The sequence below is a fragment of the Dokdonia pacifica genome (assembly GCF_900188275.1).
Lineage (GTDB): Bacteria > Bacteroidota > Bacteroidia > Flavobacteriales > Flavobacteriaceae > Dokdonia > Dokdonia pacifica.
The window spans coordinates 363,921-377,880 of sequence record NZ_FZNY01000005.1 but is presented as its reverse complement, the minus strand read 5'-3'; the positions used below and the strand labels follow the sequence as shown (position 1 = coordinate 377,880).

The window sequence follows — 13,960 nt, the reverse complement described above, 5'->3', positions numbered from 1 at the left end:
GACTTGGAAAGAAAATAAAAACACAAAATGCTGTTATTTAGGTTGTTATGTGTTTTTTGGTGCTATTGAATAACGTAAGTAAACAGCAAAGAGAATTTTTAAATAATGAATAGCTATTAGTTTTAACATTTTAAATAATATAACATTGAAAGAACTCAATCCATATAGTAAAGCCGTTACACAAGATCCAACGCAACCTGCTGCACAAGCTATGTTGCATGCCATAGGGTTAACAGAAGATGATTTTCAAAAACCTTTTGTTGGAATCGCAAGTACAGGGTACGAAGGAAACCCTTGTAATATGCATTTAAATGCATTAGCAAAAGATATAAAAGGTGGTATCCAACAAGCAGATCTTGTCGGGTTGATTTATAATACCATTGGTGTGAGTGATGGAATTTCTATGGGAACCCCTGGAATGCGATTTTCATTGCCAAGCCGTGATTTGATTGCAGATTCTATGGAAACAGTCGTAGAAGCAATGAGTTATGATGCGCTTGTGACGGTGGTAGGATGTGATAAAAATATGCCAGGTGCCCTTATGGCTATGTTACGATTAAATAGACCTTCTATTTTAGTATATGGTGGCACCATAGCTCCTGGATGTCATGAAGATAAAAAATTAGATGTAGTTTCTGCCTTTGAAGCTTGGGGTGAAAAAGTTGCAGGTACTATTACAGAAAAGGAATTTAAAACTGTTGTTAAAAAAGCATGCCCTGGTGCTGGTGCTTGTGGAGGAATGTATACAGCAAATACAATGGCTTCTGCTATTGAGGCACTCGGAATGAGTTTGCCATATACATCATCAAATCCAGCAATAAGTACAAACAAAACCGAAGAGTGTGCTAAAGTAGGAAATGCATTAAAACATCTTATTGAACACGATATCAAACCATCTGATATTGTATCGGTTAAATCGCTTGAGAATGCAATTCGGCTTGTAACCGTGTTAGGTGGGTCTACAAATGCTGTTTTGCATTTCTTGGCGATTGCCAAAGCAGCTCAAATTCCTTTTACGCTTGACGATATTCAAAAAATAAGTGATACGACACCATTCTTAGCAGATTTAAAACCAAGTGGAAAGTACCTCATGGAAGACCTGCACAAAGTAGGAGGAGTTCCCGCTGTATTAAAATATATGCTGGAACAAGGAATGCTACATGGCGACTGTCTTACAGTTACAGGAAAAACACTTGCTGAAAATCTTGCGGATGTTGATCATCTAAAAGCACATCAAGATGTGATTCATTCAGTAGAAAATCCAATTAAAAAAACAGGACACATTCGCATTCTATACGGAAATCTTGCTACAGAAGGATCTGTTGCAAAAATTACAGGTAAAGAAGGAGTTCGCTTTCGCGGAAGCGCACGTGTATTTAATTCAGAATTTGAAGCTAATGATGGAATCAGACAAGGAAAAGTCGTCTCTGGTGATGTTGTTGTTATTAGATATGAAGGGCCTAAAGGAGGCCCTGGAATGCCAGAAATGCTAAAACCTACAGCAGCTATTATGGGAGCAGGATTAGGTAAAGAAGTGGCACTTATTACTGATGGCCGTTTCTCTGGAGGAACCCATGGGTTTGTAGTAGGTCATATTACACCAGAAGCTCAAGAAGGAGGCACCTTAGCACTTGTAGAAGATGGAGATATCATTACAATTGATGCCGAAGCTAACACCATATCGGTAGATGTTAGTGAAGAAGAATTAGCAAATAGGAAAGCACATTGGACACAACCTCCTCTTAAGGTACAACGAGGTGCTTTATATAAATATGCAAAAACAGTAGCATCTGCTTCACAGGGATGTGTAACAGACGAGTTTTAAATAAAAGAATTAATTAAAAATTCCTCTCTCTTTTGGAGAGGTCAGGCGAGGGTATGGAAACAAAAAAAATAATACATACAGAAACTAGAAAGCAAACTATTACAGGAAGCGAAGCCATTATCCATTGTTTACTAGCAGAAGGAGTTGATCTCATATATGGGTATCCCGGCGGTGCTATTATGCCTATGTATGATGAGCTGTATAAGTTTCAAGATAAATTACAACATGTACTTACAAGACATGAGCAAGGAGCAACGCATGCTGCGCAAGGATATGCAAGAGCTACAGGTAAAGTAGGTGTGGCAGTTGCCACTTCAGGACCAGGGGCAACCAACCTTATTACAGGAATAGCAGATGCTCAAATAGATAGTACTCCTATGATATGTATTACAGGTCAAGTAGCTTCACATTTATTGGGAAGTGATGCATTTCAAGAAACAGATATTATTGGCATCTCAACACCTGTTACCAAGTGGAATTATCAAATAACCAAAGCATCCGAAATCCCAGAAGTGCTTGCGAAAGCTTTCTATATTGCACGTAGTGGTCGTCCAGGACCAGTACTTATTGATATTACAAAAGATGCGCAGTTTGGCGAGTTAGATTATGAATATAAAGAATGTACTCATATACGAAGCTACAAACCTGTTCCAGAAGTAAAAGAAGAGGCTCTTGAAGCAGCAGCACAATTAATTAATACCGCAAAAAAACCTATGATCGTTTGGGGACAAGGGGTGATTCTTGGCGAAGCCGAAGAAGCTTTTAAAACCTTTGTTGAAAAAACGGGGATCCCATCTGCGTGGACCATTTTAGGAGTGTCTGCATTAGAAACAGATCACCCTCTTAATGTAGGTATGGTAGGGATGCATGGTAATTATGCTCCTAATGTATTAACTAATGAATGTGACTTATTAATAGCAATAGGAATGCGTTTTGATGATCGTGTAACGGGATCTTTAGATACCTATGCAAAACAAGCAAAAATCATTCATTTTGAAATAGACCCTGCCGAGGTTAATAAAAATGTAATGGTAGATGTAGCTGTACTAGGTAACTGTAAAGAGAGTCTTTCTAAAATACTATCCAAAGTGTCGCCCAATGTACATACAGATTGGCATCAACAATTTAAAGACTTGTATCAAGTAGAATATACTAAGATTATTCAGCATGATCTTGTGCCAAACAAAGAAGGTCTTAGCATGGGAGAAGTCCTTGATGGTATTAATAAAGAAACTCAAGGGAACGCCATTATTGTATCTGATGTAGGGCAGCACCAAATGGTAGCTTGTCGTTATGCAAAGTTTAATCAAACAAAAAGTAATATTACATCTGGAGGTCTCGGAACTATGGGCTTTGCATTACCTGCAGCTATAGGAGCAAAAATGGGAAGACCCGATAGAGAAGTTGTCGCTATTATAGGAGATGGTGGATACCAAATGACCATTCAAGAGTTAGGAACTATTTTTCAAAATAAGGTACCTGTAAAGATTGTGGTATTAAATAATGAGTTTCTAGGGATGGTGCGACAGTGGCAACAATTGTTTTTTGATAAACGATACGCTTCTACAGAGATGGTGAATCCTGATTTTGTTGCTATTGCAAAAGGATATCATATCCAAGCACAAAAAGTAACTAAAAGAGAAGAACTAGCGGGAGCTATCAAAGAAATGATCGCTTGTACTGATTCATACTTCCTAGAAGTATGTGTAGAAAAAGAAGATAATGTATTCCCTATGATTCCTTCAGGCGCATCTGTATCAGATATAAGGCTAGAGTAAAAGGCCCCTAACCCCCAAAGGGGAAATAAATAATAAAGAGTTATTCTAATTTAAAAGAACACTAATTTAAAAGTAATGAGATACACATTTTCTCAGGAATTAAAATAAAAGTTATGGAGAAAAAGACCTATACCGTAAGTATCTATACCGAAAATAATATAGGGTTATTAAACCGTATTTCGGCTATTTTCCAACGTCGCCACATCAATGTAGAAAGCCTTTCTGCTTCAGAAAGTGAAATAGATGATGTGTTCAGATGGACACTTGTTGTGCAAGTAACAGAATCACAAATCAAAAAAATTATAGGACAAATTGAACGTCAGATAGAAGTCATTAAAGCCTATTACCATACCGATGAGGAAACCATCTTTACAGAGAGTGCATTATTTAAAATTAAATCAGATTTACTCTTTGAAGAACGAAAAATCCAAAACATTATAAAAGATAGTCATGCGCGTATTGTAACAGTAAACAAACAGTTTTTTGTACTTGAAAAATCTGGAATGCGCTCTGAAATCGAATTATTATACAGAGAATTAAAACCTTTTGGGATTATGCAATTTGTCAGATCAGGGCGTATTGCGGTCACAAAATCAGAAATGCCTATTTCTCAACTTTTAAAAGAGTTAAGTAAAGAAGATGAGTACGCTTTCGCGAAAGCATAAACAGCATAATTAAAAAATATAAAAGATTATTAATTCTCTCCCTTTAGGAGAGATGTCCGAAGGACAGAGAGAGATTAGATCTCCGTCTATACGGAGATGAAAAAATAAGATACACACATGGAAAATTATTTCAACACATTATCATTAAGAGATCAATTAGCACAATTAGGAAAATGTCGTTTTATGACTGCCGATGAATTTTCTAACGGAACCAAAGCCCTTGATGGGAAAAAAGTGGTTATTGTAGGTTGTGGTGCGCAAGGACTAAATCAAGGATTAAATATGAGAGACAGTGGTCTTGATATTTCTTATGCTTTACGCCAAAGTGCTATAGATCAAAAACGTGCTTCTTATCAAAATGCAACCAAACATGATTTTACGGTAGGAACCTATGAAGAGCTTATACCTGATGCAGATGTAGTACTTAATTTAACTCCAGATAAGCAACATACTGCTGTTGTAAAGGCAGTAATGCCATTTATGAAAGAAGGAGCAACACTATCTTACTCTCATGGATTTAATATTGTTGAAGAAGGAATGCAGGTACGTAAAGATTTGACAGTAATTATGGTAGCACCTAAGTGCCCAGGATCTGAAGTAAGAGAAGAGTATTTACGTGGTTTTGGAGTTCCTACACTTATTGCAGTACATCCTAATAACGATCCGCAAGGAAAAGGATTAGAGCAAGCAAAAGCTTACGCAGTTGCAACTGGGGGACATAGAGCAGGTGTATTAGAATCATCATTTGTTGCTGAGGTAAAAAGTGATCTCATGGGAGAACAAACCATTCTTTGTGGTGTATTACAAACAGGATCTATTCTTTGTTTTGATAAAATGGTTGAAAAAGGAATCGAACCTTCGTATGCAGCAAAACTTATTCAATATGGATGGGAGACGATTACAGAAGCATTAAAACACGGAGGTATTACCACCATGATGGATCGCTTAAGTAATCCTGCTAAGATCAAAGCTTTTCAACTAGCTTCAGACTTAAAAACAATTATGCGCCCGCTGTTTGAAAAGCATATGGATGATATTATTTCGGGGCATTTTTCTAAAACTATGATGGAAGATTGGGCAGCAGATGATAAAAACCTTTTAACATGGCGTGCTGCCACTGGAGAAACTGCTTTCGAAAAACAAGAAATTACAGGCGATCATATTTCTGAACAAACGTATTTTGATCATGGGACGTTACTGGTTGCTTTTGTGAAATCTGGTGTCGAACTTGCTTTTGAAACCATGACTGCTGCAGGTATTATTGAAGACTCAGCCTACTATGAATCATTACACGAAACACCACTTATTGCAAATACGATAGCTCGTAAAAAACTGTTTGAAATGAACCGTATCATTTCTGATACAGCAGAGTATGGATGTTATCTTTTTGATCATGCATGCAAGCCATTACTTACTGATTTTATGAAAACTATTGATGTAGATGTGATAGGTACCGCTTTCGCGAAATCAAATAGCGTAGATAATCAAGAACTTATTGCTGTAAATGATGCCATTCGTAATCATCCAGTAGAAAAAGTAGGTGCAAGATTGCGTAAAGCTATGACTGCCATGAAAAAAGTAAAAACAGAAGACACACCAGAAGCTGTTTTAAATTAGTGTTGTCAGCTCGAGCGCAGTCGAGAGCTCAATGAAGTTTTTTAGTAATCAGTTCTCGACTGCACTCGAAATGACACTAATAATAGATTCTTCGAGAAGGAGGAATGATAAAATTAATAAGAATGATATTCCCACTGGTGTTTATGCAGAACGTAGCCGAAGTGCGAGAATGAAAATTATGCAAACAGAAACCACATATTATCCTACGCTTGATGCTGTAAAAAATGCTTCAGAAGCTATTAAAGAAGTTGTTACTCAAACACCTTTAATGCAGAGTTTTACATATTCTAAAAAATATGATGCGACTATTCTTTTAAAAAGAGAAGATTTACAGCAAGTGCGATCTTATAAAATAAGAGGAGCTTACAATAAGATGAGTTCGTTATCTTCAGTAGCAAAAACGAAAGGGATTGTATGTGCCAGTGCTGGAAATCATGCCCAAGGTGTCGCTTTTGCATGTGCAAAACTACAGATACATGGTACGATTTATATGCCGATGCCTACACCTTCTCAAAAGGTGGAACAAGTCAAGCTTTTTGGAGGAGATTGGATCAAGGTGGTTTTAGAAGGTGATACGTTTGATGACGCTTTCGCGAAAGCGAATACCTGCTGTCTAGAAGAAGGAAAAACATTTGTACACCCTTTTGATGACGAAAAAATTATAGAAGGACAAGCAACGGTAGGGTTAGAAATCATTAAGCAATCTACTACGCCATTGGATTATGTATTTGTACCCATAGGCGGTGGAGGACTATCTGCTGGATTAAGTACGGTATTTCATTTATTGTCTCCAGATACGAAAGTGATAGGAGTAGAACCTGCAGGCGCACCCGCTATGAAATCTTCTATAGAACGTGGTCAAAATACAACCTTATCTGATATCGATAAGTTTGTAGATGGGGCTGCTGTACAACGCGTAGGAGAGCGTAATTTTAAAATATGTCGTCAGTTTTTAGATCAAGTAGTTACGGTACAAGAAGGAGAAGTGTGTCAAACTATTCTAGATTTATACAACCGTGATGCTATTGTCGTAGAACCCGCTGGTGCTTTAACACTAGCCGTACTCGATCAATTTGCAGATAAGATTAAAGGAAAACATGTTGCGTGTGTGGTAAGTGGAAGTAATAATGATATTACTCGTACAGCAGAGATTAAAGAACGTGCTTTATTACACAGAGGTTTAAAGCATTATTTTATTGTCCGTTTTCCACAACGTGCAGGTGCCTTAAAGGAGTTTGTTGCTGAGGTTTTAGGTCCTGACGATGATATTACACACTTTGAGTATTCTAAACGAACGAGTAGGGAGCAAGGGCCTGCCGTGGTAGGAATTCAACTAAAAAAAGTAACAGATTTAGAACCTCTCGTTAATAGAATGCATGCACGTAAATTCTTTGGTGATTACCTGAATGATAAACCAGATTTATTTCAGTTTTTAGTGTAATTAATTATGTGCTTCTTGAGTTAATCCTTTAGAAGTAAATTTCTTACTATTTCCATCTTGTGATGGTAACTCAATAGTAATTTCCCATTCAGGATTGGTTTGTATTACTTTTAGATGGATTTGTGATCCCGTTTTTGTGTAATATATAGAGACTTCATTATCGGCTATTTTGATATTTTCTAAAGATGCATCATTCCATGTACTCGGCATTTGAGGTTGTATAGTGACTTTCTTTTGGGCTGCATTGGGTTGTACTCCAAAAAACTGTTGCACAATAGGAACTGCATATCCATAAATATTCCATGCCTGTGTGATCATTCCATAATCTGGAGATACTTCATACATACTTCCAGGAAAAGCATAGCTAAAGGTTCTGTTCATTCGCTTCAAATAATTCAGAGCTTGATCGGGACGTCCATAGTTATTTTCAGCTACAATTTGTACACCAGTAGGAAGTGTCATGACGGCACCTGTATAGGAGAAGATTTTACTTCCTTTAAAAGACCCATCGTCTTTTCCGGCAGAATCATCTCTGTCTATTCCTGTTACAAAAACTCCGAAAGGATTTACGAACTTTTCGGCGGTTTGTAATGCTTGTAATGCCTTTGTAGAATCTGCAATTCCCATTTCCATAGGCGTATTTACTACCCAATTATGATGTAATACAAAAGGTCTTGGCTGTGATGATGGGTTTGCTTTGATCGCTTGTTGCGTGCTTTTAAGCTCAGCAACGGCCCATGGTTTGTTAAGTGTATCTGCACGTACAATGGCATCTTCTATAAGATGTAATGCTTGTGTATCTGTTCCTATAAAATCTGCATAGCTCTGATAGTCTTCAGACCAGAATTCTGTATTTATTTTCGCTTTAAGCGAAAGAGCAATTTCTTCGTATCGCTTTGAGAGTTCATTTTTGTTAAGTATTGAAGCCATCTTTGCAGCATCGTCAAAGGCTCTTTGGGTATAGACGGCTACATCAATCATTTCACTATCGAGACCATGAATTTCCATCATTCCAAACCCATCAGGAAATAGGTTGTTATTTGCATCTTTCTCACTGAGTAACCAATCTAGGCCTTTCTCAATAGTAGGGAAGTAGCGCTCTAAAAATGTACGATCTCCATTCCATTGGTACACTTCCCAAATAAGAGATGCGTATTGTGGCGTTTCGTTAATATTTCCAGGATTAAATACTTTTCCATTGGTAGACATCTCATGAATGATACGTCCATTACCATTCAGAGCATTTGATACACTATCTAATAGTTGTATGGTATTGTATACAGGTTCTGTTTGTCCAATAGCCATATATCCTTTAAGTGCATATTCACTATCTACGCCAAACCACCATGGGTAATCAGGAATACCTGCTGTGATTCCAGAACCTATTTCTGGAACGGTACGTACTAACCAATCACTATTGTATTTGAGCCATTCAAAAGTTTCTTGGATATCCTTATCAGGAATGGTAAGTTTAGATTGTTTTGCTAATTGAGCATAGCGTTGCTTTTTTGACTGAATATCTTTTATAGCCGATGTATGTATATCTTGATAGGTTGCTATAGCGTTCTCTTTTGAGATATAACTTCCTGCGATTACAAAATTGATAGTTTCAGTACTCTTTGCAGGTATTGAGATATGATAGGCGAGTTCTCCAGCTACTCCCATACCTCTGTAGGAAGATTTTTTTTGCTTTTGTTTTATAGAGGTGTGATCAGATCCAAAAGAAACAAACCAAGGGTTATTCTGATCTTTCATTATCCAGTGATCAGTAGTAGCATCATAGGTTGCTATATCTTGCGCATCAATCATATTGGTTTCTTTTCCAAGCCAAGTAGGTCTAAGATCTACATTACCTGTAAATGCAAGATCAAAACTAGTCTCTGTATTGCTAGTGTTCCTGATTGCTAGTTGAATGAAAATACCTTCTTTATGATCAGGTACAAATTGCCAGCGATCTACTTTTAATTCTTGTTCTTGTAACGTATATTCATGTTTATTGGCATATGGATAATTTGTAAAAGTGTGTGCGCTATCTAAAGCTACCGTAGTATTGTTTTTTTGAATTTCTATATCAAAACCATCTATTAGTTTGATGGGGTGGTTCCAGATGCCTCCCATTTCATCTTTAATATGCCAGCCTAATTCAGGAAAAGATCCATTTTGATGCCCTACCATATATACACGATCACCTGCGGTTACATAAGGAGATTCTAGGTAGGCATTTTCCCCTTGTATACGAGGACTCTCTTTTGTTAGGGTATCTAATGTTGCAGGAGTAGAGATAGTTTGCGTACAGCTTATGAATAAAAAAAGACTACAAATACATATTAAAAGAGGGCGCATATGTTTTTTACATTTTGAATAACATCTTAAATGTAAAAATTAGTATTGTAATTACAAACTTAATGGTATGTATCTAGTAGAAGTATATATTTCTAGCTCTAGAATCATTAAATAAATTTTTAAAAAATCACTAGTGTAACAGTTTTATTTAATTCAAGTATGCTTCAGTTTTGTCAGGTAAATCTATTGATTCATAAGTGTATTTATCTATCCAAGTGAGTTTACATACAGAAAACCCATTGTAAATCTCTTTTGGAATACAATCATATGATTTTAAAAAAACAAGAAGCCTGTCCATACCTCCATAAGGAAATCCTAAAGCCGCAAAATCTACTTGCCCTGTTGTTGGATTAAGAATTTGGAGGTTTATAAAATCTGCATCTAATCCAAACTCTAAGTAATTAATCATAGATGTGAAGTCTTCTCTAATAAGATCTGAAAGGGCATTTTCTTTTTTATAAAACCCCTCTAAAAATTTTTTCGAATATGCAGGAATGAGATCTTCCCAAAACTCAAACGGTCTACTTTCTCCTTTAGGTTTAATCTCAAAAAGTATTTTATATACTTTTTTAAAAGCATAGTACTTTTCTGGGTTTTTAATTTCAAATTGAATGTAAAGCATAGCTATTTTTAAAATAAGATATTATTTTAATCCCCTTAGAATTGTAGCTTCTTGAGGTGCCTCAAGATATTCTTTTTTAGTTTTTGGTTGAAAAGAAATAGAATCTACAGTAATTGTTGTGATATGCTCGCCAGGTGTTTCATCTTCTAGTAGCCAATGCGTGTGGTATCCTTTGCTTACTATAATACCATCTATTGTAGTAGTTCCTTGTATCTCCATAAACTTTTCAGGTAAATGTTTTCCTTTTTCAAAATACCCTGGATAGGATACGATATAACGAATTACACCAAGTGTATGATCTTCTTTTCCAAAATAGAGAACATAATAGTCATCTGGTGCATCACCCGTACCTTCTGCAAAACTTACTTTAATAACATTGTATATCTTGTCTTTAAAATTTTTATCTTCTAACTGTTCTAGGATCACACCTTCCCCATCAAGTACAAAGGGTTGTGCAAGAAAATAATAAGGAGTTAATGCCCAAAAACGAAGGTTGTATTTAAAAGCGGTACTATCTGTCGTTTTTGTCCAAGCTTGAGAACCATCCCATCCAAACTCTTGAGAGCGATCATCATAATGTTGATGCCTAGCTGTATTACGCCACATATCTACTGTTTGATATGTATTACGTCGTGTACTTCCATCTAGAGGTTTATAATCAAAATGAAAGGCTATAGGTCCTTTTGAATACCAGTTGGTTAAACCTCCATGTGCTTCCATGGCATTCCATACGATAGTTCCAGCGGGAGACCCTTGCAATCTATTTTTCGCTTTAGTCACTCTTTCTGTAACCCAACTTTCTGGAACTTTTACAAGATCAGTTTGTATATCTTCCTTACTTATTTCTTGAGGAGGTACTGAAGTTTTTTCTTCTTTACAACTTGTAATAATTACTATGGTAATCATACAAATTATAAGTACTATAGATTTATTCATGGTTAACATTACTATATTGGATTATGGCTCTAAGCTACTTAAATTAATAAAAAAAGCACCATATAGGTGCTTTTTTTATAGAATTGCAACAACAATTATTCTTCTTCGCCTGTTAATTCGTCCTGATTTCTAAAGACTAGTACATCATCAAATGCATCTAAAAGAATAATACTATTGGTGGCTATTTTTCCACTTAATATTTCCTTTGACAATTGATTTAATACTTCTCGTTGAATGGTTCTTTTTACAGGTCTAGCCCCATATTCAGGTTGGAATCCTTTTGCTGCTAAGAAGTCAATAGCTTGTCTTGTAGAGTCTAGTACAATGCCTTGTTTATTAAGCATTTTTTTGACACTTCGTAATTGTAATTTTACAATATCACGTATGTTTTTCTTGGTGAGTGGTGTAAACATTACGATGTCATCAATACGATTTAAAAACTCTGGCCGTATAGATTGTTTTAATAAACCTAGTACATCAACACGAGCTGCTTCTATGGCGCTATCCATATCTTGAATAGCTTCAAAACGCTCTTTGATAATATGACTTCCCATATTTGAAGTCATGATAACAATAGCATTTCTAAAATCTGCTGTGCGTCCTTTATTATCTGTTAATCTTCCTTCATCTAGTAGCTGTAAGAGCACATTAAATGTATCTGGGTGTGCTTTTTCAATTTCATCTAGCAGAACTACAGAATATGGTTTGCGCCTCACGGCTTCTGTAAGTTGTCCTCCTTCATCATATCCTACATAACCTGGAGGTGCTCCTACAAGTCTACTTACACTATGACGTTCTTGGTATTCACTCATATCAATACGTGTCATTGCATTTTCATCATCAAAAAGATAATCGGCCAATGCTTTTGCAAGTTCTGTTTTCCCAACACCAGTCGTTCCTAAAAATAAAAAGGAACCTATAGGTTTACGTTGATCTTGTAATCCTGCACGACTACGTCTTACAGCATCACTTACTGCAATGATAGCTTCTTGTTGCCCCACTACACGTTTGTGTAATTCTTGTTCTAAATGAAGTAACTTCTCACGTTCACTTTGGAGCATTTTTGTTACAGGAATTCCTGTCCATTTTGCAACAACTTCCGCAATATCTTCAGTTGTAACTTCTTCTTTGATAAGTGCAGTTTCTTCGTGAGCAACCAGTTCTTTTTGTAAAGATTCTAAGCGTTCTTGTGCATCTTTTATTTTTCCGTAACGAAGTTCTGCTACGAGTCCGTAATCTCCATCTCTTTCAGCTCTTTCTGCTTCTAGTTTATAATTTTCTATTTCTTGCTTAGTCGTTTGTACCCGTTCTACAGCTTCTTTTTCAGATAACCATTTGGCACTTATCGAATTTCGAGCTTCTTTCAATTCTGCGAGTTCTAGATGTAGGCTTTTTAATTTTGCTTCATCTTTTTCACGTTTAATCGCTTCGATTTCAATCTCTAGTTGCATTACTTTACGATCTAAGACATCTAATTCTTCTGGTTTAGAATTGATTTCCATGCGAAGTTTTGCAGCGGCTTCATCCATTAGGTCAATTGCCTTATCTGGAAGGAAACGACTCGTAATGTAACGTTGTGATAATTCTACGGCAGAGATGATGGCATCATCTTTAATACGTACTTTATGATGCGTCTCATATTTATCTTTAATTCCTCTTAAGATAGAAATAGCACTTTCTGTATCCGGTTCATCTACTAGTACTTTTTGAAAACGGCGTTCTAACGCTTTATCCTGTTCGAAATATTTTTGATATTCATCTAGCGTTGTAGCTCCTATTGCTCTTAATTCTCCACGTGCTAGGGCTGGCTTTAGAATATTGGCTGCATCCATAGCGCCTTGACCACCTCCAGCGCCTACTAGTGTATGAATCTCATCTATAAAAAGAACAATATCTCCATCACTAGTAGTTACTTCTTTGATTACAGCTTTAAGGCGTTCTTCAAACTCTCCTTTAAACTTAGCTCCTGCAATTAAGGCACCCATGTCTAATGCAAATATTTGCTTGTTTGTTAAGTTCTCTGGAATATCTCCATCTATAATACGATGTGCCAATCCTTCTGCAATGGCTGTTTTTCCAGTACCTGGTTCTCCCACTAGGATAGGATTGTTTTTAGTACGTCTTGATAAAATTTGAAGAATACGACGTATTTCTTCATCTCTACCTATTACGGGATCTAATTTTCCGTCCTTCGCAAGTTGATTTAAATTTTTTGCATATTTATTAAGTGCATTATAGGTCTCTTCTGCATTTTGAGAAGTAACACGATCTCCTTTTCGGAGTTCATCTATAGCTGCTGTTAGTGCTTTTTCTGTAACACCTTGGTCTTTTAAGATTTGAGCAATCTTACTTTTAGTTTTAAAAATAGCAAGTATCATATGTTCAACAGATACATACTCATCATTCATTTTTTTTGCTATAATCGTTGTATCGTTGATCGCTTTTCCAGCCTCACGAGAAAGCATCATATCTCCACCAGATACTTTAGGAAAACTTGCTAGCGTACTTTCTAAAATCTGCTTCAGTAACGGGATATTTACATCTAGTTTTTGCAATAAAAATGGAGTTACATTTTCATCTACTTCTAAGATGGCTTTAAAAATATGTTCATTCTCAATTTGTTGATGTCCTAGCTCTTGCACAATTTGTTGTGCTTTCTGTATGACTTCTTGTGATTTTATAGTGAAATTATTGAAGTTCATGGCTTCTTAAATTTTTATAGTTGTTTTTTGA

Annotated in this window: 9 protein-coding genes; 5 read left to right on the top strand and 4 right to left on the bottom strand. The window is 36.2% G+C overall.

From position 1 onward, the window contains the following. Positions 1 to 145: 145 nt before the first annotated feature. The 5 genes from ilvD to ilvA all read left to right on the top strand — a co-directional run bounded on the left by ilvD (position 146) and on the right by ilvA (position 7,326). Positions 146 to 1,825 (top strand): dihydroxy-acid dehydratase, encoded by a 1,680-nt coding sequence (gene ilvD / locus CHB80_RS16310; RefSeq protein WP_089372564.1) that lies wholly within the window; start codon positions 146 to 148, stop codon positions 1,823 to 1,825. Positions 1,826 to 1,878: 53 nt separating this feature from the next. After that, entirely contained in the window at positions 1,879 to 3,603 is a 1,725-nt protein-coding gene (ilvB, locus tag CHB80_RS16305; protein WP_089372563.1) for a biosynthetic-type acetolactate synthase large subunit, read from the top strand. Positions 3,604 to 3,716: 113 nt separating this feature from the next. Continuing rightward, positions 3,717 to 4,268, top strand: a complete 552-nt coding sequence (gene ilvN / locus CHB80_RS16300) for an acetolactate synthase small subunit (protein WP_089372562.1) — start codon at positions 3,717 to 3,719, stop codon at positions 4,266 to 4,268. Between the two features lie 117 nt (positions 4,269 to 4,385). After that, positions 4,386 to 5,885 (top strand): ketol-acid reductoisomerase, encoded by a 1,500-nt coding sequence (gene ilvC, locus CHB80_RS16295; protein WP_089372561.1) that lies wholly within the window; start codon positions 4,386 to 4,388, stop codon positions 5,883 to 5,885. Positions 5,886 to 6,063: 178 nt separating this feature from the next. Beyond that, the gene (ilvA, locus tag CHB80_RS16290; RefSeq protein ID WP_089372625.1) at positions 6,064 to 7,326 is read left to right on the top strand and encodes a threonine ammonia-lyase IlvA; all 1,263 of its coding nucleotides are present in this window, start codon (positions 6,064 to 6,066) and stop codon (positions 7,324 to 7,326) included. Here ilvA and CHB80_RS16285 read toward each other — a convergent pair whose 3' ends face one another. The 4 genes from CHB80_RS16285 to clpB form a co-directional block, all read right to left on the bottom strand. Beyond that, positions 7,327 to 9,669, bottom strand: a complete 2,343-nt coding sequence (locus CHB80_RS16285) for an alpha-L-rhamnosidase-related protein (RefSeq protein ID WP_089372560.1) — start codon at positions 9,667 to 9,669, stop codon at positions 7,327 to 7,329. A gap of 148 nt (positions 9,670 to 9,817) precedes the next feature. Further along, positions 9,818 to 10,291 (bottom strand): hypothetical protein, encoded by a 474-nt coding sequence (locus CHB80_RS16280; protein WP_089372559.1) that lies wholly within the window; start codon positions 10,289 to 10,291, stop codon positions 9,818 to 9,820. Positions 10,292 to 10,312: 21 nt separating this feature from the next. Further along, a complete protein-coding gene (locus CHB80_RS16275; RefSeq protein WP_229746938.1) occupies positions 10,313 to 11,227 on the bottom strand; it encodes a DUF6503 family protein in 915 nt (304 codons plus the stop codon). A gap of 95 nt (positions 11,228 to 11,322) precedes the next feature. Then, entirely contained in the window at positions 11,323 to 13,929 is a 2,607-nt protein-coding gene (gene clpB / locus CHB80_RS16270; protein ID WP_089372557.1) for an ATP-dependent chaperone ClpB, read from the bottom strand. Positions 13,930 to 13,960 lie beyond the last annotated feature (31 nt).